Annotated in this window: 27 protein-coding genes and 1 riboswitch; of the genes, 19 read left to right on the forward strand and 8 right to left on the reverse strand. The window is 60.6% G+C overall.

The window, feature by feature from the left end:
* The first annotated feature begins 12 nt into the window (after positions 1–12).
* Positions 13–2,646, forward strand: coding sequence for a ligase-associated DNA damage response DEXH box helicase (locus Q1K31_RS06795; RefSeq protein ID WP_300378109.1), 2,634 nt, complete (start codon positions 13–15; stop codon positions 2,644–2,646).
* Here Q1K31_RS06795 and Q1K31_RS06800 read toward each other — a convergent pair.
* Positions 2,643–4,439 (reverse strand): long-chain-acyl-CoA synthetase, encoded by a 1,797-nt coding sequence (locus tag Q1K31_RS06800; RefSeq protein ID WP_300378111.1) that lies wholly within the window; start codon positions 4,437–4,439, stop codon positions 2,643–2,645. The two genes, Q1K31_RS06795 and Q1K31_RS06800, sit on opposite strands and share 4 nt — an antisense overlap.
* 125 nt (positions 4,440–4,564) lie before the next feature.
* Here Q1K31_RS06800 and Q1K31_RS06805 point away from each other — a divergent pair, with 125 nt between their 5' ends.
* From Q1K31_RS06805 to Q1K31_RS06830, 6 genes are all read left to right on the forward strand, one after another.
* Entirely contained in the window at positions 4,565–5,440 is an 876-nt protein-coding gene (locus Q1K31_RS06805; RefSeq protein WP_300378113.1) for an acyl-CoA thioesterase II, read from the forward strand.
* Positions 5,441–5,484: 44 nt separating this feature from the next.
* Entirely contained in the window at positions 5,485–7,368 is a 1,884-nt protein-coding gene (locus Q1K31_RS06810; RefSeq protein WP_300378115.1) for an ABC-F family ATP-binding cassette domain-containing protein, read from the forward strand.
* A gap of 120 nt (positions 7,369–7,488) precedes the next feature.
* On the forward strand, positions 7,489–8,259 hold the full coding sequence (locus Q1K31_RS06815) for a phosphodiester glycosidase family protein (RefSeq protein WP_300378117.1): 771 nt from the start codon (positions 7,489–7,491) through the stop codon (positions 8,257–8,259).
* Positions 8,256–8,492, forward strand: a complete 237-nt coding sequence (locus tag Q1K31_RS06820; RefSeq protein ID WP_300378119.1) for a DUF2164 domain-containing protein — start codon at positions 8,256–8,258, stop codon at positions 8,490–8,492. Before Q1K31_RS06815 ends, Q1K31_RS06820 begins: the two co-directional genes overlap by 4 nt.
* A 92-nt stretch (positions 8,493–8,584) precedes the next feature.
* Positions 8,585–9,019 (forward strand): hypothetical protein, encoded by a 435-nt coding sequence (locus Q1K31_RS06825; protein WP_300378121.1) that lies wholly within the window; start codon positions 8,585–8,587, stop codon positions 9,017–9,019.
* Complete coding sequence (locus Q1K31_RS06830; protein WP_300378123.1) at positions 9,012–9,230, forward strand: helix-turn-helix transcriptional regulator; 219 nt, start codon at positions 9,012–9,014, stop codon at positions 9,228–9,230. Before Q1K31_RS06825 ends, Q1K31_RS06830 begins: the two co-directional genes overlap by 8 nt.
* A gap of 3 nt (positions 9,231–9,233) precedes the next feature.
* Here the strand turns inward: Q1K31_RS06830 and Q1K31_RS06835 are convergent, their stop codons facing one another.
* Positions 9,234–9,446, reverse strand: coding sequence for a hypothetical protein (locus Q1K31_RS06835; RefSeq protein ID WP_300378124.1), 213 nt, complete (start codon positions 9,444–9,446; stop codon positions 9,234–9,236).
* A gap of 158 nt (positions 9,447–9,604) precedes the next feature.
* Here Q1K31_RS06835 and Q1K31_RS06840 point away from each other — a divergent pair, with 158 nt between their 5' ends.
* A complete protein-coding gene (locus Q1K31_RS06840; RefSeq protein WP_300378126.1) occupies positions 9,605–9,949 on the forward strand; it encodes an ArsC/Spx/MgsR family protein in 345 nt (114 codons plus the stop codon).
* 17 nt (positions 9,950–9,966) lie between these two features.
* Here the strand turns inward: Q1K31_RS06840 and Q1K31_RS06845 are convergent, their stop codons facing one another.
* Positions 9,967–10,359 (reverse strand): MAPEG family protein, encoded by a 393-nt coding sequence (locus tag Q1K31_RS06845; RefSeq protein ID WP_300378128.1) that lies wholly within the window; start codon positions 10,357–10,359, stop codon positions 9,967–9,969.
* Positions 10,360–10,529: 170 nt separating this feature from the next.
* Here Q1K31_RS06845 and Q1K31_RS06850 point away from each other — a divergent pair, with 170 nt between their 5' ends.
* From Q1K31_RS06850 to Q1K31_RS06860, 3 genes are all read left to right on the forward strand, one after another.
* The gene (locus Q1K31_RS06850) at positions 10,530–11,435 is read left to right on the forward strand and encodes a hypothetical protein (RefSeq protein ID WP_300378131.1); all 906 of its coding nucleotides are present in this window, start codon (positions 10,530–10,532) and stop codon (positions 11,433–11,435) included.
* 115 nt (positions 11,436–11,550) lie between these two features.
* The gene (locus tag Q1K31_RS06855; RefSeq protein ID WP_300378133.1) at positions 11,551–12,093 is read left to right on the forward strand and encodes a pseudouridine synthase; all 543 of its coding nucleotides are present in this window, start codon (positions 11,551–11,553) and stop codon (positions 12,091–12,093) included.
* 65 nt (positions 12,094–12,158) lie between these two features.
* Positions 12,159–12,917 (forward strand): dienelactone hydrolase family protein, encoded by a 759-nt coding sequence (locus Q1K31_RS06860; protein ID WP_300378135.1) that lies wholly within the window; start codon positions 12,159–12,161, stop codon positions 12,915–12,917.
* A 64-nt stretch (positions 12,918–12,981) separates the two neighbouring features.
* Here the strand turns inward: Q1K31_RS06860 and Q1K31_RS06865 are convergent, their stop codons facing one another.
* Positions 12,982–13,743: an SDR family NAD(P)-dependent oxidoreductase gene (locus Q1K31_RS06865; protein ID WP_300378137.1), complete on the reverse strand. Its 762-nt coding sequence runs from the start codon at positions 13,741–13,743 to the stop codon at positions 12,982–12,984.
* A 65-nt stretch (positions 13,744–13,808) separates the two neighbouring features.
* Between Q1K31_RS06865 and Q1K31_RS06870 the strand changes: the two genes are divergently transcribed.
* The gene (locus Q1K31_RS06870; protein WP_300378139.1) at positions 13,809–14,243 is read left to right on the forward strand and encodes a DUF1801 domain-containing protein; all 435 of its coding nucleotides are present in this window, start codon (positions 13,809–13,811) and stop codon (positions 14,241–14,243) included.
* A gap of 1 nt (position 14,244) precedes the next feature.
* Here the strand turns inward: Q1K31_RS06870 and Q1K31_RS06875 are convergent, their stop codons facing one another.
* The gene (locus Q1K31_RS06875) at positions 14,245–14,820 is read right to left on the reverse strand and encodes a YdeI family protein (protein ID WP_300378140.1); all 576 of its coding nucleotides are present in this window, start codon (positions 14,818–14,820) and stop codon (positions 14,245–14,247) included.
* A 21-nt stretch (positions 14,821–14,841) separates the two neighbouring features.
* Entirely contained in the window at positions 14,842–15,819 is a 978-nt protein-coding gene (locus tag Q1K31_RS06880; RefSeq protein WP_300378142.1) for an acyl-CoA thioester hydrolase/BAAT C-terminal domain-containing protein, read from the reverse strand.
* 101 nt (positions 15,820–15,920) lie between these two features.
* Between Q1K31_RS06880 and Q1K31_RS06885 the strand changes: the two genes are divergently transcribed.
* The 7 genes from Q1K31_RS06885 to Q1K31_RS06915 all read left to right on the forward strand — a co-directional run bounded on the left by Q1K31_RS06885 (position 15,921) and on the right by Q1K31_RS06915 (position 22,504).
* A complete protein-coding gene (locus Q1K31_RS06885) occupies positions 15,921–16,664 on the forward strand; it encodes a hotdog fold domain-containing protein (RefSeq protein WP_300378144.1) in 744 nt (247 codons plus the stop codon).
* Positions 16,665–16,707: 43 nt separating this feature from the next.
* A riboswitch (TPP riboswitch) is annotated at positions 16,708–16,819 on the forward strand.
* 39 nt (positions 16,820–16,858) lie between these two features.
* Positions 16,859–18,796: a phosphomethylpyrimidine synthase ThiC gene (gene thiC / locus Q1K31_RS06890; protein ID WP_300378146.1), complete on the forward strand. Its 1,938-nt coding sequence runs from the start codon at positions 16,859–16,861 to the stop codon at positions 18,794–18,796.
* A gap of 114 nt (positions 18,797–18,910) precedes the next feature.
* On the forward strand, positions 18,911–20,017 hold the full coding sequence (locus Q1K31_RS06895) for an SEC-C metal-binding domain-containing protein (protein ID WP_300378148.1): 1,107 nt from the start codon (positions 18,911–18,913) through the stop codon (positions 20,015–20,017).
* Between the two features lie 11 nt (positions 20,018–20,028).
* Positions 20,029–20,250: a SlyX family protein gene (locus tag Q1K31_RS06900; RefSeq protein ID WP_300378150.1), complete on the forward strand. Its 222-nt coding sequence runs from the start codon at positions 20,029–20,031 to the stop codon at positions 20,248–20,250.
* Positions 20,251–20,342: 92 nt separating this feature from the next.
* Entirely contained in the window at positions 20,343–20,708 is a 366-nt protein-coding gene (locus Q1K31_RS06905) for a phage tail protein (protein ID WP_300378152.1), read from the forward strand.
* An 837-nt stretch (positions 20,709–21,545) separates the two neighbouring features.
* A complete protein-coding gene (locus tag Q1K31_RS06910) occupies positions 21,546–21,992 on the forward strand; it encodes a VOC family protein (RefSeq protein ID WP_300378154.1) in 447 nt (148 codons plus the stop codon).
* Positions 21,993–22,093: 101 nt separating this feature from the next.
* Complete coding sequence (locus Q1K31_RS06915) at positions 22,094–22,504, forward strand: RcnB family protein (RefSeq protein ID WP_300378156.1); 411 nt, start codon at positions 22,094–22,096, stop codon at positions 22,502–22,504.
* A 74-nt stretch (positions 22,505–22,578) separates the two neighbouring features.
* On the opposite strand, the gene Q1K31_RS06920 is transcribed toward Q1K31_RS06915, so the two are convergent.
* Positions 22,579–23,037: a hypothetical protein gene (locus Q1K31_RS06920; RefSeq protein WP_300378158.1), complete on the reverse strand. Its 459-nt coding sequence runs from the start codon at positions 23,035–23,037 to the stop codon at positions 22,579–22,581.
* A gap of 181 nt (positions 23,038–23,218) precedes the next feature.
* Complete coding sequence (locus Q1K31_RS06925; RefSeq protein ID WP_300378159.1) at positions 23,219–23,623, reverse strand: DUF4168 domain-containing protein; 405 nt, start codon at positions 23,621–23,623, stop codon at positions 23,219–23,221.
* Positions 23,624–23,746: the final 123 nt, after the last annotated feature.

The following is a 23,746-nucleotide window of genomic DNA, read 5'->3' on the forward strand; positions in this document are numbered from 1 at the left end:
TATGTAAGAGGCATGCCGGATGCTGCCCCGCCTGAACAGACACTGCCGGACCGGTTCCGGGACTGGTTTGAGGGCCGTGGATGGACGCCGCGTGCCCACCAGCTCGACCTGACGGCGACGGCCCTGCAGGGTGATAGTGCGCTACTCATCGCCCCGACGGGCGGAGGCAAGACGCTGGCAGGCTTTCTGGCAAGCCTGATCGAACTCTCCGGCGAAAATGAAACAGCAGCCCTGAGCCCAATCCATCGCGAAGGCACTCGCCGGAGCGGGGATCAAACACAGGATCACCTGAGCCCAATCCATCGCGAAGGCACTCGCCAGAGCGGGGACCAGACGAAAAAACGCCCGGCCCTGCACACTCTCTATATCTCGCCCCTGAAAGCGCTGGCGACCGATGTTGAGCGTAACCTCAACACACCGGTCGCCGAGATGGGCCTCGATACCCGGATCGAGTCACGTACGGGGGATACGCCACAATCCAAACGGCAGCGCCAGCGCGCTAATCCGCCGGACATCATGCTCACGACACCGGAGCAACTCGCCCTCTTCATAGCCTCAGAACATGCCGCTGATTTCTTCGCAGATCTGAAATGCGTCATTATCGACGAAATTCACGCCATAGCGGCGTCCAAGCGTGGTGACCTGCTCTCGCTCGGGCTGGCGACACTGGCTGAATGGGCACCAGCCTGTCGCTTTATCGGCCTGTCAGCAACAGTGCGTGACCCGGCGCAGCTCGCCGGCTGGCTGCCGGAGCGGGCGGGCCGAGAAACGAAACTTCTCCGTGCCGAGGGCGGGATAAGCGCCGATATCGGCATCATGGTCTCGCGCGAGCGAATTCCCTGGTCGGGCCATTCGGGACGTTTTGCCGTGCCGGAGGTGTACGAAGCGATCAGGGCCAGCGACATGGCGCTCGTCTTCGTAAATACGCGCAGCCAGGCCGAACTTCTCTTCCAGGAATTGTGGCGGGTGAACGAGGATGCCCTGCCCATTGCGCTTCACCACGGCTCACTGGCGCGTGAGCAGCGCCGTAAGGTCGAGGCGGCCATGGCAAAGGGGGTGCTCAAGGGTGTAGTCTGCACCTCAACGCTCGATCTTGGTATCGACTGGGGCGGGGTCGACCTCGTGATCCAGATGGGCGCGCCCAAGGGGGCCGCGCGCCTTCTCCAGCGCATCGGGCGGGCCAATCACCGCATGGATGAGGCAAGCCGCGCGCTTCTGGTGCCGACGAACCGGTTCGAGATTCTTGAGTGCAGGGCCGCTGAGGCGGCCGTCGAAGCCGGTGAGATTGATGGCGAGCCCATGCGTACAGGGGCGCTCGATGTGCTTGCCCAGCACATCATGGGCCGGGCCTGCGGAGAAGGGTTCGAACTGGACGCCCTCTATGACGAAATACGGCGCGCTGCGCCATATGCCGACCTTGACTGGGAAACCTATGAACGCGTCGTCGATCTCGTCGCCACCGGCGGCTATGCGCTGACCACTTATGACCGTTTCCACCGGATTGTGAAACGCGATGGGCTCTGGCGCGTACGCACGCCACGTGATGCCCAGCAGCACAGGATGAATGTCGGCGCGATCGTTGAAGCGCAACTGATGAATGTTCGCCTGGCGAGCTTTGCCGGAAAGAAAGGCCAGCCCGCAGGCGGCCAGGATACAGCATCGGTGCGCGGAGAGCAGCGTGCGATCCGGGCCGGACGCAAGCTGGGAGAGATCGAGGAATATTTCATTTCGACTCTCACGCCGGGCGACACATTTCTCTTCGCTGGCGAAATCCTTCGCTTCTTGGGTGTTTCGGAGCTCGATGTGCTCGTCACACGCGCGAAAACCGACAAGCCCGCCATTCCCTCCTATAATGGCGGCAAGTTTCCGCTCACCACCTTCCTTGCTGAGCGTGTGCGCCAGATGATCCACGACCCCGATGAGTGGAGCGGTCTGCCAGACCAGGTACGCGAATGGTTCGAGGTGCAGCGCGAGAAGTCGGACATTCCACCCCCGGATCATCTGCTTGTCGAAACCTTTCCACGCGCGGACCGGCATTACCTCGTCACCTATCCTTTCGAGGGACGCCTGGCCCACCAGACGCTCGGCATGCTGCTGACGCGGCGTCTTGAACGGGCAGGCGCCAAGCCGCTCGGTTTCGTCGCATCGGAATATGCCCTGGCCGTCTGGGCGATGGACGATCTGTCTGGCATCGACATGGATGAACTGTTCCACCCGGACATGCTGGGCGACGACCTGGAGGCCTGGCTGGACGAGAGTCCGCTGATGAAGCGCACCTTTGCCCAGTGCGCGCAGATCTCGGGCATGATCGCCCGACGCCTGCCCGGCAAGGAGAAGACAGGCCGTCAGGTCACATTCTCGACCGACCTCATCTATGACGTACTCAGGAGCCATGAGCCCGATCACATCCTGCTTCAGGCTGCCCGTCAGGATGCGGCCACCGGCCTGCTCGATATACGCCGCCTGTCTGACATGCTGACCCGTATACGCGGCAGGATTGACCATCGCGCACTTGAGCGGATCAGCCCTTTTGCCGTGCCGGTCATGCTGGAGGTCGGCCGCGAACCTGTGAATTCTGAAAGCGCGGCCGAGGCGATCATGCGGGAGGCGGAATCGGACCTGATCCGCGAGGCAATGGCGCGTTAGAAGTGTTTCCCGCCAGCCGTTATCTTGGTGTACTCCTCCGGTGTGAGCCGGACATACTGACCTGTTTCCGGATCGGCATACCACACCGGGTCTTCGACTGTATCTGGATCATACCCGTCAGCCGCCAGGTCGACCTTGCGATACTTGAAAGTGCCGGTTGTGGCGGCTTCCTGCTGTTCGCGGATAAAGACCGGAATGGCATATCTCGGAAGATGCGCGGCGAGACTGTCGAGCAGGTGCTGGTAATCGAGATAGCCGTTCGTCGTAACAGAGGCCATTCCGGCCTTTCCGTCGCTTCCCGGTACAGGCACGCCATAGACATTCGCGGTCTGCACGCCGGGCACGCGGGCCAGTGCATCGGCCACCTGATTGGTCGAGACGTTTTCGCCCTTCCAGCGGAACGTGTCACCCGCCCGGTCCACGAAATAGACATAGCCATGCTTGTCCTGGCGCATCAGGTCGCCCGTACGAAACCAGCGGTCGCCCGGTTCGAAGACATCCTTCAGGATCTTCTCTTCTGACGCTTCCTCGTCGCGATACCCCTCGAAGCGTGTGGTCGTATCGCTGCCAATGCGGCCAATGGCTTCGCCGACCTCGTTTGTCCCTGTCCGTACGCAATAGCCGTTCTCGTCACGCACGGGGGTGCCCGTGACAGGGTCGAATTTCACGAAGGCGACGTGCTGGTACTGCTTGCGGGCGATCGGCGGAACGCGCCCGCAGGAGCCCGGCTGGCTGTCATAGTTCATGAACTTCACATTGCCTTCCGTCGAACCGTAGAACTCCACGATCCGCGACACACCGAACCGGTCGGAAAACGTGTTCCAGATATCGCTGCCGAGCCCGTTGCCGAATGCCGCGCGGACCTTGTGCTGCCGGTCGCCGGGCTGGGCGGGCTGATTGACGAGATAGCGGCAGAGCTCGCCGATATAGGCAATTATGCTCACTTCATGATCCCGGCAATCCTGCCAGAAGGCCGATGCAGAGAACCTGCGGCGCAGCACCACCTCACCCCCCGTCTGGAAGGCGATGCCGACAGCACACAGCCCGCCCGTGGCATGGTAAAGTGGCAGCGTCACATAGGTCCGGTCCTCGCTGGTTGCCTTGCAGGGGGCGATGAAGGTCCGTATCATTGTGCGCACCCGGGCATGAGACATGTGTGCGGCCTTGGGCAGGCCCGTCGTCCCGGACGTGTAGATGTAGAGACAGGTCGCGTCGCTTGTCATCCGTGCCCGCGTGGACTTGGCCGGGCGCCGGTCAGGCTTCAGTTCGAGCACTTCGCCGAGTGAGTGCCCGAAGCTGCCGCCGAGACTCCAGACGGGCAGGGTGTCCAGCAGGCTTGAAGGCAGGGTCTGGACTTGTTCATCCTGTTCACTGCCCGTAATGAGAAGGCGGGCGTTCACGATACCGATGCTGTGGGCGAGGCTGTCGCCAGACAGGTTCGTGTTGACCAGCGCAGTCACGACACCGATCTTGGATAGGCCGAACCAGACAGCGATATATTCCGGGCAGTTCTCCATCAGCAGGGCGACCGTCTCGCCGCGTTTCAGGCCCTTCGAGAGGGCCCATTGCGCGATGCGGTTGGCGAAGCTGTCCAGCTCGCTATAGGTCATTTCCCGGCCTTCGAACCGGACGGCGGTTCGGTCGCTGAAGCGGTCGATGCAGGCTTCCAGGTCATCCGGCGCAAGCACATCCGGCTCGCGTGAAACCGGATCGAGCCAGCCCTTGACCCGCAACAATACATTCAGCGCGGTCCATTCGCGCCTGATCGCCTTGAACACGTCTACCACCATCATCGTTTGACGCGGCCTGCGATGCCGGGTTTTCTGTTAGTGCCCCGTTTCACCGCATGCCTGTTTTCACTTGCAAACCGGAATGCTAAGCGCGCGTGGTTAAAATCTGATGGGAAAGCCGATCAAACATGACAGATGCCGTTTCCAACCTGTTAAGTCTTCTGGAGCTGGAGCGCCTTGAGCTCGACCTGTTTCGCGGGATCACGCCAGAGGATGAGGCCGAACGTCCGCGCGTCTATGGCGGACAGGTGATCGCACAGGCGCTGGCGGCGGCTTATCGAACGGTCGAGGATGACCGTCTCTGCCATTCCCTGCATGCCTATTTCATCCGGCCGGGTGATCCGAAGATACCGATCATCTATGAGGTCGACCGTTCGCGTGATGGCGGCAGCTTCACGACGCGGCGGGTCGTGGCCATCCAGCACGGCCAGCAAATTCTCAATATGTCGGCATCCTTCCATGTCGATGAGGAAAGCTGGGACCATCAGCACGCCATGCCGCAGGTCAAACAGCCCGAAGAGCTGAAATCGCGCGAGGAGTTCCGTGCGGAGATGAAGGACAGGCTGCCGGAGGAAATGCAGAAGCACTGGGACCGTCCACACCCCTTCGACATGCGCGAGATCAGTGGCATGAATCCGTTCAAGCCAAAACCGAAACCGGACCAGAACGAACTCTGGTTCCGCACGATCCGCGAAATCGATGCGCCGCCGGCCATGCATCACTGTCTCATTGCCTGGGCAAGCGACATGAACCTGCTCGGCTCCAGCCTGCGTCCGCACGGTCTGCATTTCATGACCGATGGCGTCATGACCGCCAGTCTCGACCATGCGATGTGGTTTCATGAGCCGATCCGCGCCGATGAGTGGCTGCTCTATTCCATGGACAGCCCGAAGACGGGCAAGGGCCGTGGCTTCAATCGCGGCTCGATCTACACACGTGAAGGCACGCTCGTTGCTTCTGTTGCCCAGGAGGGCCTTGTGCGAAAGATGCGCCCGCGGAAGTAGTTGCGGGCTTGATGCCGTTACATTGAACGCTTAGCAGCGCCGACATGCTTTCGATCGAGAACCTGACCTATCGTATCCAGGGCCGCCTGCTGCTGGATGGTGCTTCCGCCAAGATCGCGGCGGGCTGGAAGGTCGGCCTGATCGGTCGCAACGGAACGGGCAAGTCCACGCTGCTGCGACTTATCCGCGAGGCCGGCGAAGAAGGCGACGAGGCGATCCGCATCGGCAAGGCCGCCAAGCTCGGCTGGGTCGCCCAGGAAGTCGAGGCGAGCGACAGGACCCTGCTGGATGAAACACTTTCTGCCGATACCGAACGTGCCGAACTCATGGAGAGGGCGGAAACGGTCACCGATCCTGATGAGCTGGCGGCCGTGCATGAGCGCCTGACGACTACGGATGCCTGGTCCGGGGAGGCGCGGGCGAGCACGATCCTGACGGGGCTCGGTTTCTCGCAGGCCGACCTGTCGCGCGCCTGCCGTGAGTTTTCTGGCGGATGGCGGATGCGCGCCGCGCTTGCAGGTGTCCTGTTCGCAGAACCTGACCTGCTGCTTCTGGATGAGCCGACGAACTATCTCGACCTCGAAGGCGCAGCCTGGCTGGAGACCTATCTCAGGCGCTATCCGCACACTGTCCTTCTGGTCAGTCACGACCGCGAACTGCTCAACAATGCCGTGACCCACATTCTGGCCCTCGAGCATCAGAAGCTCGGTGTCCATCCCGGCGACTACGATACTTGGCAGAGGAAGCGGGCCGAGAAGCTGGCACTCGCTGAGGCGCAGAAGTCCAAGCAAGACAAGCAGCGTGCCCACCTGCAAAGCTTTGTCGACCGCTTCCGCGCCAAGGCCACCAAGGCGCGCCAGGCCCAGTCCCGTATCAAGATGATCGAGAAGATGGGCGAGATCGTCATCCCGCTTGAGGAGCGCACGCATCCTTTCAATTTTCCCGACCCGGAAGAACTCGCCTCGCCGCTTTTCGTGCTGGACGGGGCCGATCTTGGCTATGCACCGGGCCAGCCGGTCCTGCGGGATGTGAACCTGCGTGTCGACAATGATGACCGTATCGCCATCGTCGGGGCAAACGGGCAGGGCAAGTCGACCCTGGTCAAGGCCATCGCCGGGCGCCTGAGGCTGCTTGAAGGCAATCGCGTCGCCGCGCCCAAGGTCGAGATCGGCTATTTCAGCCAGGACCAGCTTGATGAATTGTCCGAGGGCCTGAATGCCATCGACCATGTCCGGAAACTGCGCCCCGAGGCAACCGAAGGGCAGTTACGCTCCATTGTCGCCCAGATCGGCTTCAACCGGGACAAGGCCGAGACCAAGGCTGGCAAGCTGTCTGGCGGGGAGAAAGTGCGCCTGCTGCTCGGCCTCATGGCGATGCACAAACCGCATGTCCTGATCCTGGACGAGCCGACCAGTCACCTCGATATCGATTCCCGTGAGGCGCTGATCCACGCGTTGAATGACTATCAGGGCGCAGTGCTGCTGATTACCCACGATGTCTATCTCGCCGAAGCGACTGCCGAACGCCTCTGGCTCGTGAATGAAGGCCGGGCTGCGCCTTATGACGGTGACCTTTCAGACTATCGCAAGCTCGTGCTGGCAGCTGACAAATCGCGTGAGTCACAGGCGGCGCCGATTGCTGCACCCCCACCGCCTCCGGCGCCACCGAAGCGGTCCGATTCGGAAATCCGGCGGGCTACGGCGGACATTCGAAAGCGCATCACGGCCGCGGAACGTGAAATGGAGCGGCTTCAGGCCACGCTTTCCGACATTGACGCGAAACTCGCCGACCCGACCCTGTATGAACGTGATCCTGGCGAGGCCCAGTCGCTTGGTGAGCGGCGTGAGAAGGCGCGCACAGCGCTGGATGATGCCGAGCAGGCCTGGCTGGAAGCGAATGAAGCCTATGAGGCGGAGGCGTCCGCCTGAACATTCAGGGTGGCTCACAGGGAGAACTGCTGATTGGCGAGACACCCCCTTCCATCCAGATACGCACGGTCGTAGATTGATGTCTTGATGGGGACAGGGCCCATTCGAAAGGCGGCGGATTTGCGCAATACAAACCCGGGGTGGCTGGCAGCCCTCATGACCAGCCTGGTATTACTTTCGGTAGCGGCCTGTGATCCGGCGCGTGACTACGCCTCCGGGGATCATTGCCGGAAGGTTTCCCACAAGTCGAACCCTTATGTCGTGTGCCGGTTTAACGCTGACACAGACGACATCCGGCTTTTTTATGCCAATGAGCAGGGTGAACCCTATCTGCAATTCGACGCTCTGGCCGACACGGTAGAGGCCGAGGGCAAGCAGCTCGTCTTCGCCATGAATGGCGGCATGTATCATGATGACCGCCGGCCGGTCGGTTACCTGCGCGATGCCCAGGGCGACAAGGCGAGCGTCAATACCAATGACGGGCCGGGGAATTTCCACATGAAGCCCAATGGCGTCTTCTGGGTCGAGGGTGACAGGGCCGGCATCGACGAGTCACAGGCCTATCTCGATCAGGAAATTGATCCTGAGTTCGCCACCCAGTCAGGCCCCATGCTGGTGATTGACGGGGAAATCCACCCCTCGATCAATCCAGGCGGCACGTCGCGCAAGCGCCGTAACGGCGTGGGCGTCAGCCGCAATGGCCGCACGGTCTATTTCGCGATCTCCGATGTGCCGGTCACATTCCATGATTTCGCAAGCCTCTTCCGCGACCGGCTGGAAGCGCCCGACGCGCTGTTTCTCGACGGCCAGGTCTCCCGCCTCTATGCCCCCGCTATCGCGCGCAACGAGCCGGGCCTGGACATAGGCCCGATTGTTGGTGTGGTGGAATGAAGAATGTCAGCCTCACCGATGAGCGCCGTGAGGCCCTGATCTCACATCTACAGGCCCTGTTCTCGACGGAGTTCGATGAACCTCTCAGTGATTTCCGGGCCGGGGAAATTCTCGACCGGATGCTGAAGACGCTTGGTCCTACCGTCTACAACCAGGCCGTCGAGGATGTGCGTGCGCACTTGCAAGGCAAGCTCGATGACCTTGGTGGCGAGGTTTACATCGACGGGGAGTGAGTGCTTCAGCCCGCGCACAGGCGATGTAACCTTGACGTTACATTTCTGGAGCTCTAGAAGGTAACGTGAAGGTTACATTTTGGAGGTTGGGTATGGCGGACACTGAAAAACTTTCCGAACGGCGGCGCTGGTTGCTTGTCCTGCTGGGGCTAAGCTTTTTGGTCTGGCAGCTGACGGATCTGGAGATAACAGAAAGTGTGCAGACAGCGTGGCGCGGGCCAGTGCTGGCGACAGGCCTTGTGGCATCCCTTATCTGGATTTCCGCACTCATTCTCTTGCTTCTGAATTTCCGGAAACGCGCCATGACCAGTATCTCCCACGAAATTCTCGAGGACGAGCTGGTGCGCGCCAACCGCAGGTCTGCATTTGCGGTTGGTTATGGCATGATGATGCTCGCGGCTGCGGTATGTTTCATTGTCACGCGATATGCGGACCTGACTGCAAAGGATGCAGTGAATATCATTCTTGTCGCCGGTATTGTAATGCCCATGTTCGCGTTTGCCTGGTTGGAGGGCCGGGGTGGCTGAACATCCGGAGTTGGTATGCCGGCTCAAAGACTATCGTCAGAAGGCCGGTCTGACGCAGGCGCAGCTGGCAGAACAGGTCTTCGTCAGCCGCAAGACTGTGAACACGATAGAGAATGGAGTGTTCGTCCCGACAACCGTGCTTGCACTCAAACTTGCGCATGCACTCGATTGCCGGGTCGAGGACCTGTTTTCGCTTCGTGGGAGGGATTAGATCCTAATTGCCGTCATTAAGGTCGCGGATCGCTTCATCTGTTTCGCGTGCAACATCACCTGCGGCTTCTTCGGTTTCTTCAGCGGCTGCCCCGAGAAGGACATCCATGCGGGCTCCAGCCTCTTCGAAAGAGCCTTCCGTGAACCGGAAGAATAGCAGGATGACGAGAAAGACAATGGCGATGAGGACGATCAGTCCGGATAGGAATCTGCCCATGGGAAATACCCCCTTTTCTGGCCGGTCGCCAGCCGCAACCGGTTCTTGGGAAATACAACTCGCGACGTGGCCGGGCGTTCCGGCGCAGCTCGGCTTGGCATGTGGGACGAAGTGGCCAATATCACTTAGTGCGAGAACACTGGAACGGAGACGATGCGATGGCAAACCTCACTCTTTATGGCCTCAAGAACTGCGACACCTGCAAGAAGGCCATGAATGCGCTCGACAAGGATGGTCATGACGTGACGCTGGTGGATATCCGCTCAGATACGGATCTTGCGCAGAAGGTACCGCTCTGGCTCAAGGCCGTGGGTCCGGACGCGCTCGTCAACAAGCGCTCGACCACCTGGCGTAATCTGGACACCGCGGAAAAATCACAGGTCGAGCAGGGACAGGCAGCAGCGCTCCTGATCCATAATCCCACCCTGATCAAGCGGCCCGTGATCGAGACCGGCGCAGATGTCTATGCCGGCTGGACCAAGGATGTGCAGGCAGTCTTCTGAGCCTGTCACGCGCGTGATCAGAAAATAACAAACCAGAAGCAGGCCAGAGCGGTTGCCAGCATGACCAGCAGTGTCAGCACGGTGCCCCACATGCGACCGAAGCTTCCGCCGCTCGAACCGCCCAGCCCGATCGCGTGGAGTATGCGGCCGAAAAAGAACAGTGCGCCGAGTGTATGGACGAGCCAGACGGGCCCGCCCAGGAAAGCAAGCGCAAAAAGCCCGATGAGCGTGATCGGGATGTCCTCCGTTGCATTGCCTTGCACGCGCTGGGCACGTTGAAGCGGCTCGCGTCCGTCATCGCCGAACATCACGCGTTCAGCCTGACGCACCCGGCCGACATTGATCTTCAACGCCAGCATCAGGACGAGACAGAGCGCAGCATAAAGCGCGGCTGCTGCAGTAGCGGTCATGAATATTCCTCCCGGGATTTATTTTGTTTCGAAAGTGTAACGATTTTGCCGGCTTGGCAATTGGTCATGACGGGCCTGTCAGGCATCTGACCGGAAACTGATTCGAAAATCCGGGAACATGAGTGGCGCAAGCGCCGTTATTACGTCGAAGTCACAAACTGAGGAGTATCATGAAACGCTTCATAACCGCACTCGCAGCAACAACAGCTCTCGCCACGATGCCGGCGATCGCTGAGAACCATATGGAAAATACCGCCAGCGATCAGGAAGCTGAAGCCGCTGCAGAAGGCGATGTGGATGCGTCGACTGAGGTCGATGTGGACACATCAACTGACGATGGCGATATGGACGCCTCCGCTGACATGGATACGGACACGTCAACGGATGTCGATGTTGATACTTCATCGGAGTCGGACATGGACACCAGCACGGATGTCGATATCGATTCTTCCGACGATGACATGGACATGGATACATCCGCAGACATGGACGCATCCACGGATATGGAGAACGACACGTCGGCAGATGTTGATGTCGACACATCGGCTGATGAAGACACGACCGTGACGACAGAAGTCGAAACCGATTCTGCAGATACGGATGCTTCGGCGTCGGCAATGTCTGAAGAAGATGCCGAAACCACGACGTCGGTCGAGACGACTGTCGAGACCGATGGCGATGCAGCTGCTGAGACAGCGGCCGACACGGCGACAGACGCTGCAGCATCGACTTCTGCAACCGCCGAAGATGAAGCCACGGCAGCCCTGAACAAGGCTGAAGAAGGTAAGGCAAAGGCCAAGAAGGCCAAAAAAGATGCCGAAGCCAAGGCCGAGAAAATGAGTCAGAAAGACTGGACGAAGGACACGACACGCACCGAGATGCGCTCGGAAGTCACGGCCATGAAGGCCAGCCAGGTTTTCCTCGCCATCGATGACGAGAATGATGGTGTCGTAACCAAGAGCGAATGGACTGACTGGCAAAACCGTTCGGGCAATACCGAGCTGTTTGCCGACTTCGACATCGACGGTAACGGCAAGATCGAGCTGAGTGAGTATCTCGACAGCTATGGTCAATAAATCAGACCGGTAATTCCGACGTGATTGAAGCCCGCCATTTTGGCGGGCTTCTTTTTTGCGGCGCGCTTATGGAATGCTCTTGCGCGTCAGTGCTGTCATGCCTCAAGGACGCCTAATGCTGATTGCCTTCAACAAACCGCATGGCGTGCTCTGCCAGTTCATTGACAGGGGCACGCAAGGATCGAAGCGCCCGACCCTGTCGGACTATATCGACGCGCCGGGCGTCTATCCGGCCGGGCGCCTGGACCGTGATAGCGAGGGCCTGATGCTGCTCACCGATGATGGTCGGCTACAGGCCCGCATCGCCGATCCGAAGCACCAGACAGAGAAGACTTACTGGGCGCAGGTTGAGGGCATCCCGGATGAGGCCGCCCTGCAGGCATTCCGTGAGGGGCTTGATCTCAAGGATGGCCGCACGCGTCCGGCAAAGGTTTCGCCCATGACCCCGCCTGACACGCTGTGGGAACGTGAGCCCCCGATCCGCTATCGAAAGTCCGTGCCGGACTGCTGGCTTGAAGTTGGCTTGCGTGAAGGCAAGAACCGACAGGTCCGCCGGATGACGGCCGCGATCGGCCACCCGACCCTGCGGCTCATCCGCTGGTCGATTGGTGACTGGACACTTGAAGGCATGCGACCGGGCGAGTGGCGGGAGATTTGATTGGGCAAGCCGGTGTGCAAGCCTAGATGATTTGTAGAATTCACCCCAAAGCAAGGAGAGCTTCCATGCGTCTTCCCATTCTCGCTTCAATGACTGCGGCTGCGGCCCTGACCTTCAGCGCCCAGGCAGGCGAAGCCATCACGTACGAGGTCGATGGTGCCGAATATGAAGGCTATCTCGCCGAAGCCACGCGCGATGCGAAGGGGCTCGTGCTCATTATCCACGACTGGGGCGGGCTCGATGACTACGAGAAAACCCGTGCGGAAATGCTCGCCGATGAGGGCTATGATGCCTTCGCGATCGATCTCTATGGCAAGGACAACCGTCCTGACACGACCGAGGCTCGCAAGGCAGAGGTTGGCAAGCTCTACAATGACCGTGACATGATGCGCACCCGCATCCTCGCTGGTCTGGAAGAAGCCCGCAACGCCTCCGGCGAAACGCAGGCGATCATCATGGGCTACTGTTTCGGCGGCGGGGCCACGCTTGAGCTCGCCCGCTCAGGCGAAGGCGCAGACATTGCCGGCTTCGCTACCTTCCACGGCAGCCTCGATATGCCTGAGGATGCTGACTACAAGGCTGTTGGCGCGCCTGTCCTCATCCTGCATGGCGGGGCCGATAGCGGGATCCCGAATACGCTGGCCGCAAAGACGGCAGACATGCTGGAAGAGGCCGGTGCCACCTATCAGGTCGAGATCTATTCCGGCGCCCCGCACGCCTGGACGGTCTTCGGGTCGGACCGTTACCAGCAACTCGCAGATGAAAAGTCGTGGGACGCCTTCCTCGATTTCACGCAGCGCTATCTTGGCGACGACGCCAGCTAGGGTCTGAGATTATGAGCAGGGAGGCAGGCAGCGGCCAGTTGGACGCGCCGCCTGCCTCTCGCGCCTAGGCCCCGAAGTTCGGCTGTCCGTTGGAAGCCGACAGCCCGCCATCCACCGGCAGGACGACACCGTTCACGAAGGCGGCATCCGGTCCGGCGAGGAAAGCGATGACATTGGCGACTTCTTCCGGCTCGGCTGGGCGACCCATGGGGATGCGTTCGCGGAATTTCGCGAGCAGGCTTTCATTCTCGACCACGCCCGTGGACATGTCCGTCACTGTCAGGCTTGGCGCGACGGCATTCGTGCGCACCCTGGCCTGGCCGAGATCGAGTGCCATCGCCCGCGTCATGTTGGAGACCGCGCCCTTGGCGGTATTGTAGCCGAACATCAGCCAGTCCCCGCCAATCCCGGAGACCGAGGAGACATTGACGACAGACCCCTGGCTCGCCTCAAGGTGCGGCAGGGCTTCTGTCACCATATTGTAGACGCCCGTCACATTGACCGACATGACCGTCTCGAAATCCTCTCGTGAGAGATGTCCGGCCCGGCCCATCTTTGCCACGCCTGCATTGTTGACCAGGCAGTCGAGCCCCCGGAACCTTGAGGCGGTCTCATCCACGATCCGTTTGGCATCTGCTGGTTTCGAGACGTCGCCTTCGACCACCAGCGTATGCGCGTCCGGCAGGTCTGCGGCCACCTTGTCCAGTTTCGAGCGGGTGCGTCCGTTGAGTACGATATTCCAGCCATCGGCGGAAAACCGCCTTGCTGTTGCCGCACCAATGCCTGAGCCTGCGCCTGTGACGATAACGGTTTTCTGGTCTGTCATATCCTAGTGTCTCCGATTGTCTGCTAAGCTGTCTCTCAACACAGAGGTATGACGGGGGCACGCCCATGCCAGAGAAGAACCGGAATTTGACCTATGCGGAGGACGGGCCTGGGCTGGCCGATGATGTCAGGACTGTCTTTATGGCCGTGCCCGAGCCTGTGCGGCATGTCTGGCTGGGGCTGCGCGCGCTCATATTCGAGACCGCTGCAAGCATACCGGCTTGTGGCCCGCTCACCGAGACCCTGAAATGGGGTGAGCCTTCCTATGTCACTCGCAGCGGCACACCGGTCCGCCTCGGCTGGAAAGCGGCCATGCCGGAGACGGTCAAGCTGCTCGTCCATTGCCAGACCGATCTCGTGGACCGCTGGCGTGAGCAGTATGGCGGGACGCTAGGCTTCGAGGGCAACCGCGCGATCCTTCTCGATCTTCAGGCCACCCTGCCGCGCGAGAAACTCGCCCACTGCATCGCCATGGCGCTGACCTACAAGTTGAAGCAATAGCCTAGCGGTCGTGAAGGCCCTTGCCTGCGAGTATTTTCGCACGGTTCTTCTCGATACGGCCAATACGCGTGCTGGATTGTTTGGCATTGGCGATGTGGAGTGCGTAGCCCCGCTGTCGTCCGGGCGTCAGCGCATGAAAGGCCGATGCCAGGTCCGGGTCGCTGTCCATCGCGTCGACGAGTTCATCCGGCAGGCCGATCTCTTTCGAAGGCTCGACCTTGAGGCCTTTCTTCTGCACTTCGATGGCTTCGCGGACACATCCCCGGAGGCTGTCCGCCATACGCGTTACGTCTTCAACACTGGTAAAGACCGCGCGGTATCCCGCCCGTGAATTCGGCCCCTGCGGCGCGAGAATGCCATCCGGGTCCTTCAGCAGTCCGCCCTTGACGAAGAGCAGGGCGAGAAAGCCTTTCATGCGTTGCATGATGGCGATGTTGGCCCCGTCTTGAGTGTAGCAGGGCTTGCCCCATTTTTTCACTTCGGTGAGTTCGCAATCGAGCAAAATGTCCCGCAGGGCCAGCGCTTCGTCATGCCAGCGCTCAGCGTCATTGAATGTCCTGTCCAGCTCGCCGGTCATGAGTGTGCCTCCGCCAGCCTGTCATAGCGTGTCTGTCAGGAAGGAAACAACCTGCGGCCAGCTCTCCCGGTTTGCGGCATAGTTTGTCCGGCGTGTTCCGCCCCAGTCGAGTGCCTCGCCGGCTGTGGCGGGGTCGAGCTTGCCAGCTGGCATTCCACCGGCCCCGTGCCCCGCATCCGGATAGGAGAGGATCGTTACATCCGGTCCGTTCCTCTCTTTTGCCCGTGCCGCAATAGTTTCAGACATCGGGCAACTCGGCCACAAGGCATCCGCGCTGCCACAGATGAGAAGGACCGGCGCTTGCGTCTTCTCGATCGCGATCACTGCTTCGGGGTGCTCCTCCACGGCTTTCAGGCCGTTGGCATAGAGGGAATAAAGACCGGTCTCGTAATCGAAGGCTCCATAGGGCAGGGCCGGATAGGGGGCACCGCCAAGGGACCATGAGGCGTCCGCCGGGCGTCCGTCGAAGGCCCAGTTGATGCCCTGCCAGGAGACGCTGGACGGCACCATGGCCACGATGGCGGCGATCTCTGTATGGCGCGTGGCCGTGATAAGGGCTGCTTCGGCTCCCTTCGATGTGCCGTAGATCCCGATGCGGTCGGCATCGACCTCGCCGCGCGCCTTCAGCCAGTCCAGCCCCCGGTCGAATGTTTCAAGCGGAACCATTTCGAGGTTCTGTGGCTGGCCTTCGGCCCGGTAGAAGGAAAGCTGTAATACGCTGATGCCTTGGTCGCGCAGCGCCTGAGCTTCGCGGGACACGGCCGGATTGAGCCCTCCTTCGGAGCCACCTAGCATCAGCAGGCCAGGTCCGGCTTTATCACGGGCGGCTGGATAGTAGTTTGCGATCAGACCGGCCTCGCGCAGTTCGATTATTTCTGCGGCTGCTTCGTGGGTGGCCTTTGCTTCCGCTTTGACCGGTGATGTGGCCTGACAGGCTGCAAGTCCGCCAATCACGAAAAGGCAGAGAGCAAGCGTCGCTGTGTGTATCGAAAAATGCATGAAGTATCTCTGGGGCAAAAAATCCGGGCTATGGCGAATTCGCATGCGTGCGCCGTCTCGTCCACTTGCCGCGGCACTGTTTTGTGGATAGCGCAGGGCGCATGAATGAGATCGGCACTTTTGAAATCGCGCACCGTTTTCGCGGGCCCCCGCAATCAGGCAATGGCGGCTATACCGCAGGGATGATCGCCCGGCAGATGGACGGCCCGGCGCGGGTCAAACTGCGCAAGCCGCCGCCCCTCGATGCGCCCCTGCGCCTCATGCGCGATGGCGATACAGTCAACGCCTATGCCGGAGAAACATTCGTCGCCAGTGCCGAACCTGCCAGCGTCAGCATCGAGCTGCCGCAAGTGCCCGACGCCGCTGGTCTTGAGGCCGCGCGGGAAACCTTCCTTGAAGAGGCGGCCAGCCACAGCATTCCCGGCTGCTTCGTCTGCGGGCCGAAACGCACCCCGGAAGATGCGCTCTGCCTGTTCACCGGCCCGGTGCCTGGCAGCCCGGTCAATGCCGATGTCTGGGTCCCGGCTGAAGACTATGCCGGCGACGACGGTCTCGTCCGCCCGGAATTCGTCTGGGCTGCACTCGATTGCCCGACCGCCTTCGCCCTGCGCCACGGTGACACCAAGCTCTGCCTGCTCGGCTCTCTCGCCGTCGAGGTTCACCGCCGCCCGACCCCCGGCGAACGTCTTATCGCGATGGCCTGGAAACAGGGCGTGGACGGGCGGAAGAACTATGCCGACGGGGCGCTCGTCGATGCGGCAGGCGAGGTGGTGGCTGCCTCCAATGCCGTCTGGGTCGAACTGACAGACCCCGACATGATCGCCGCTATCCGCGCGGGAGCGTGAGCCAAAACCCCCTATGCAGCTTCCGGCACTTCCGCTAGGGTAATCCTTATCCGAGGGGCGCGTATTGCTAGCGCTGAGATGGGCCAGACGCAGGCCCAGCACCCTTAGAACCTGATCCGGGTTGAACCGGCGTAGGAACGGAAAAGTGCCGCTCACGCAAGATTCCCGGGTCTCGAAGCATATGGAGACCCACAATGAACAAGCCCACCCCACAGTCCGAATTCGCCACACCGGAAGTGACCACCGGCGCACTGCCCGCAAGCCGCAAGGTCTACACCCATCCCCAGACCGATCCGTCGCTTTCGGTCCCGCGCCGGATGATCGACCTGCACCCGTCGGCCAATGAAGACACCGTCCCGGTCTATGATACCTCCGGGCCGTACTCCGACCCGTCCGTCACCATCGATGTCGAAAAGGGCCTTGAGCGCCACCGCACCGAGTGGGTCCGCGAACGCGGCAATGTCGAGGCCTATGACGGGCGCGATGTGAAGCCGGAAGACAATGGCCGCGCTTCCGGCAAGCATCTCGCCCGCGAATTCCCAACCCGGCACCGCCCCCTGCGTCGCATGTCGCGTGATGCGGGCACCGACAGCGCCTCCTCGCCCTGCTCCATGCCCGAGCCCGATGGCGGCAAGGACCTGCTCACGCAGTATGAATACGCAAAAGCCGGCATCGTCACGAAAGAGATGATCTATGTCGCCGAGCGTGAAAACCTTGGCCGCCAGCAGGCGCTTGAGGGCGCGGAAGACAAGATTGCGGAAGGGCAAAGCTTCGGCGCGGAAATCCCGCCCTTCATCACGCCGGAATTTGTCCGCGACGAGATCGCGAAGGGGCGCGCCATCATCCCGGCCAATATCAACCATCCGGAGCTTGAGCCGCAGATCATCGGGCGCAACTTTCTCGTCAAGATCAACGCCAATATCGGCAACTCGGCCGTCACTTCATCCGTCGAGGAAGAAGTCGAGAAAATGGTCTGGGCGACCCGCTGGGGTGCCGACAATGTCATGGACCTCTCCACCGGCCGCAACATCCACAACACGCGCGAATGGATCATCCGCAACAGCCCCGTCCCGATCGGCACCGTCCCGATCTATCAGGCGCTGGAGAAGGTGAACGGCGTCGCCGAAGACCTGACATGGGAGGTCTTCCGCGACACGCTGATCGAGCAGGCCGAGCAGGGGGTGGACTATTTCACCATCCATGCCGGTGTGCGGCTGGCCTATATCCACCTCACCGCCAAGCGCGTCACTGGTATCGTTTCGCGCGGCGGCTCGATCATGGCGAAATGGATGCTCGCCCACCACACAGAGAGCTTCCTCTACACCCATTTCGAGGACATTTGCGACATCATGCGCGCCTATGATGTCTCCTTCAGCCTCGGCGACGGCCTGCGCCCCGGCTCCATCGCGGACGCCAATGACGCGGCCCAGTTCGCAGAGCTGGAGACGCTCGGCGAGCTTACCAAGATCGCCCACGCCAGGGGCTGCCAGGTGATGATCGAGGGGCCGGGCCACGTCCCGATGCACAAAATCAAGATCAATATGGACAAGCAGCTGCGCGAATGCGGCGAGGCGCCTTTCTACACGCTCGGGCCGCTGACGACCGACATCGCACCCGGCTATGACCACATCACCTCCGGCATCGGCGCGGCGATGATCGGCTGGTACGGCACGGCCATGCTCTGCTACGTCACGCCGAAGGAGCATCTCGGCCTGCCGGACCGCGACGATGTGAAGGTCGGCGTCATCACCTACAAGCTCGCCGCCCACGCCGCAGACCTCGCCAAGGGCCACCCGGCCGCGCAGGTCCGCGACGACGCGCTCTCACGCGCCCGCTTCGAGTTCCGCTGGGAGGACCAGTTCAACCTCTCGCTGGACCCCGAAACCGCCCGCGACTATCACGACCAGACCCTGCCCAAAGAAGCCCACAAGGTCGCGCACTTCTGCTCCATGTGCGGCCCGAAATTCTGCTCCATGGCCATCAGCGCCGAAGTCCGCGACTATGCCGACAATATGAGCGATAATGAAAAAGCCAACCTTGAGCGGCAGGCGAAGGAGGCCGAAGAGGGCATGAAGGCCAAGAGCGCGGAATTCATGGCGCAGGGTGGCGAGATTTATGTGGAGCGGGAGTAGTTCCGATACCTAAATCGTAGTGCGTGCGGTAGTTATAACTATATCTTACAGATGACCCATCCTTCGTTGTCAGCACCTAATGTTTTATGGCATCGCATTTCACCGCAAGAGACCATGAAGCCCAATGAACGATGTTGGTGTGGATCGGGAGCCAAATGGAAAAAGTGTCATAAGTACCGCGAGCAGCAGCAACCGATAAACATTTTCGAGCATGCCGTGGCTATGCGTGAAAAGTTTGCCGAGGGGTTTTGCCTTGCGACAGTCACTCACGGTTCCTACTGTGGCGCTAACGCGATTTCGTCTCATACGATTCAGCGAAGAGGTGGGCTAGCAGCGATTTCTGAGCAGAACCACGTTCTGACAACAAAGTTTGACCTTGAAGATTTGGTCAAGAACCATGGCACGCCTGTATTGAAGAGAGTGAGCACTAAGAAGGCTTCGACGTTTCCTGGCTTTTGCGCCATTCACGATGCGGAGCTTTTTGAACCTATCGAAAGGCCTGGTGCAACAATTTCAAAAGAGACTGCTTCACTGTTGGCATACCGCGCGATCTGTATGGAGTATTTTCGAAAGAGCGCTGCGGTCGAATTAGATAAGCTGCAGCGAAAAATGGACTACGGCACCCCCTTCCCGATCCAAGCAGAAATTCAAATGAGATGTGCGGCTTCGGCTTATGGAACTCAACTTGGGATGCGGGACGCTGCTAACTGGAAGGCCTTCTATGAAACGATGATGGCTGAAAAACGATACGAAGACTTCCGTTACTATGAGGTGCGATTCTCCACTGATGTACCAATGGTGATGTGTGGAGCTTGGCAGGTGGAAACCGATTTCGAAGGTAATTGGCTTCAAAAGTTAGGCACCACCTCTTCAGACCTCGAACATATCACAGTCAATTTAACCAAGATTGGTGACAGTACGTCGGCCGTGTTTGGCTGGGCGGGAACTAAAAACGGTCCCGCGAGAGAATTTGTTGAGAGCTTCAAGCGCGTCCCGGACGATCGAAAATCTAGCTTGATCGCGTCTATGGCTTTTGAGCATTCGGAGAATGTATTTATGCGTCCTAGCTGGTGGGACAACCTGACTGCGGATCAAAAGTCCGCGCTGCTCAATCGAATTCCCAATGGCACCGCAAGCCGGATGCGATCAGCGAATGCTCTTTTGGACGACGGCGCGCACACTATGCCTAGTCATGTCGAAAGCACGCTCGAAGCAATATGACGGAACTGCTCATGTCAGACACACCCTCCACCGCCTCCCGCCTCGACGAGCTTGAAAGGCGTGTGGTCCATCAGGACCAGACGATTGAGGACCTCAACGCGGCGATCACGGCGCAGTGGAAACTGATCGAGCGGCTGGAGCGGCAGGTGACCCGCCTCGCCGAGCGCGTCGCCGACGCCGAACAGTCCGCCGGCCAGGCCGCCCCCGTCGACCGGCCACCCCCTCACTATTAGGGCGCACGATCAGGCCCGCACGCCCGACGCGCCTTGCCGCCGCCGCGAACGCTTATAAACTGCCCGCTCCAGAATGAGGGGGAGCACACATCATGGTTCGGAAAACTCTTTTGACAGCGGCACTTATAGGCTTGGGCGCAGCGGCGCTCGCGCCAGCGGCTGAAGCCGGAACGGACGCTTATATGGGCGAGATCGTCACGGTCGGGTTCCAATTCTGCCCACGCGGAACGATGGAGGCCGATGGCCGGCTCCTGCCCATCGATAAGAACGCCGCGCTTTTCTCGCTGCTCGGCTCGACCTATGGCGGCGACGGGCGCACGACTTTCGCCCTGCCGGACCTGCGCGAGGAGGCGAACCGCAACGACCCCGGCGATACGATGGCGGGCGAGACCATACCATCCTATTACGGCGTCAGGCACTGCGTCGTGACGCAGGGGATTTACCCCTCGCGTAACTAATCAGGCGGGGCGCGGCTTTCCCCCTCTCCCGGCATCAGGAGAAGGGGGCGCGCACCTTGGGATTAATCAAATCCATCCCACTCCAATCCTGAGCCATACTCCACGGCCTGCCGCACGTCATCCCGGCCGACCGGAGGAAGAGCCGGGACCCAGTCGCGGCATGGTACAATCTCTGGGCCAGGTCCCGGTCTTGCGCTTGCGCGCAAACCGGGATGACGCCCTCGCATATCCTCGGACCAGAAAAATCCATCCCACCCCTTTACCTGCCACCCATACTCCCAGCCATCCCATCGTCAGACAGGGCGGTCCGGACCGGCCGGGTGGCGTGTGGGGTGTGAGAGTGACCGATGCTGCGGGCAGGGATGTAACGGCCCTGCTACAAGCGGTCCGGCGCCATGTGGTTCGCTAGGGACGCCGGGGCAGCCCCCGGTGATTACTGTTTTCGGGCGGGCCGGAGAGGGACACCTTGCCGGCCAACACCTCTCACGGCCTTCTCCACCTTCAATCGATCCAGTGGATCGATTGAAGGTGGAGAAGGCCGCGGCAGCGGCTTATGCGCGCCTTCGCTGACGCTCAGGCCTGCTCAGGGAAAACGCTCCACTGGAGCGTTTTCTGTTTCCTTCGCAGCGTTCAAACCGGACGCGCCCGGCCCTGTCATCTTCAGGGCAGATACGAAAACGCCAGCGGAAATCCGCGTGGCGGTTTTCGTACAGGGGCAGCCCTGAGCCCGATCCATCGCGAAGTGAAGCGCAGCGGGGATCAAACCAAAATCCCGTGATGGTTTTCGCGGTGGCGCAAACCGGGTAGGACATGGACACGCTATCCAGAGGAGCCACCATGCCCGCCGCCCCGTTTCATCTCGCCTTTCCCGTCCATGACCTTTCGGCCGCGCGGAAGTTCTATGGCGGACTGCTGGGCTGCCCGGAAGGGCGCTCGAGCGAGCACTGGGTGGATTTCGATTTCTATGGCCACCAGATCGTCGCGCATCTCGCGCCGGAACAGTGTCCGGATCAGGAGGCATCCCGGCGTGAAGCGGAAAGGGGATCAACCAGCCAGGTCGACGGAAAAAGCGTGCCGGTGCGCCATTTCGGTCTCGTCCTCGACATGGGTGCGTGGCAGGTGCTCGCCGAACGTCTCACCGGCCAGGTGGATTTTGTGATCGAGCCCTATATCCGTTTCCAGGGCGAGCCGGGCGAGCAGGCCACCATGTTCTTCACCGATCCGTCGGGAAATGCCATTGAGATCAAGGCGTTCGCCGACATGGATCAGCTCTTCGCGAAGTAGGCGCAAGCTGAACGCAAGATAACGAGACGTTGTGCGGAACCGGCTGTCATGGCGGGCCGTTTTTCCTCCTGTACGAACGGGACATGTGAAAGGACGACGCCATGAAACATCTCGTCAGGAATACCGCATTCGGTGCCATCGCTGCGGCCTTTGCTGCAACAGCCGGTGCCCCGGCTTTTGCTGATCCGCCGCACTGTCCGCCCGGCCATGCCAAGAAGGGCTGGTGTGGGAATGGCTGGAAGGCCGATGGTTATGACAGGTGGCGCGACCGTGACCGGGACCGCCGCGATGAACGCCGCGCCTATGAAGAAGGCTATGAGGACGGCCAGCGCGATGCGATCCGTTATAATGGACGCTATTATGAGGATTATCGCGTCATCCGCGACTATGACCGTTATGGCCTCCAGCCGCCGCCGCGCGGGCAGTATTATGCCGAGGTCGATGGTCAGGTGATGATGGTCGAACTCGCCACGCAACTGGTCACCCAGCTGCTTGCGGAAGGCCGCTACTAGACCTGTCTCTGCCCTGCTGGACCGAAAGGCGCCCGGACCCTACATCCGGGCGCTTTTTTGTGGGATGGGGGCGATTACTGGTTTTCCGGGAAAACCCGGTCCTCCAGCCCGTCGCACGCAACATTGTCGAGTTTCGTGTCGAGGCCGTCGGGTGCGGCACTGTCTTCGGAAATGTTCCAGAGCATCGTGCCGGATCGTACATCACCCTCGACGCGCGTGTTGGCGTTGAACAGGACAAGCCCGCTCTCGGTCAGCCGGCCCCCGTTCAAATCGATCTCGAACGCGCTGTAATACCCTTCACCCTCCTGGTGGATAACGCCGTAATTCCTGCCTGAAAGGCTGCCATCGCCGCCTGCGATCAGCCGGACACCCTCTGTAACCTCGGCATCGTCGCGGAAGTAACAGTACTCACCGGTTTGCAGGACCTCTGGCACCGCGCTGCCGACAATCGTCATGTCTTCCGGGGAGGGCGGTGTCTGCGCTTCCTGGCCGTTGCAGCCTGCGAGTAGGACCATTGCGGCCGGGAGTATCATGAAAGTGCGCATTGTATGCCTCGCTTGTCCTGCCTGCCGCACGTGTCCCGAGTGTGGGCGCGGGAAAACCCGTGAGTCCATCATATGGTCCGCTTGGAACCCGAAACAAAAAAGGCCCCATCAGCTTGTTTTCTGATGGGGCCGATTGCTTGGAAGACTTCAAGTCTGACAGGTGACTGACCTAGCCTTGACCTTCCATTTTGCTGCGCAGCTTATTGGCAAGCTCTTCATCGGCGCGTGCCAGCTGCACGATCTCGGTGAAACGCTGCGGCGTGAGACCTTCGTCCTGGATTGCCGCCATCATTTCCTTTTGCGCTTCAGCCTGAACCTTCTGGGCTGCTGCCTTGTCCTCAGCGGCCTGAAGCTCGGCATTTGCAGACTGTGCAATAGTCGAAACTTCGTTGTTTGCCGCAACAAACTGGTCGATTTCGGCTTCTGTCACCGGCTCGATCTGAGCCTGTGGCTGGGCCTGCTGCGGAGCGGCCGGAGCCTGGCTTTGCTGTTGGGCGATGGCTGCGCCGCCGCCTGCAAGCGTGGCTGCTGCTATAGCCGCCACAGTGCGCGCGCGGAAAGTCTTGAGAGCCATGGGGTCTCCTTTCAAAATGGTTGCGATACCTAGCCAATCAGCCAGGCACGATGGCGAAAACCCCCTGTCTGCAGCCAAGTTCCGGTTGTGAACGCATCTTAATGCGCAGGACATCAGACGTGG

This window comes from Henriciella sp., from assembly GCF_029936995.1.
In the GTDB taxonomy this organism is placed as follows: domain Bacteria; phylum Pseudomonadota; class Alphaproteobacteria; order Caulobacterales; family Hyphomonadaceae; genus Henriciella.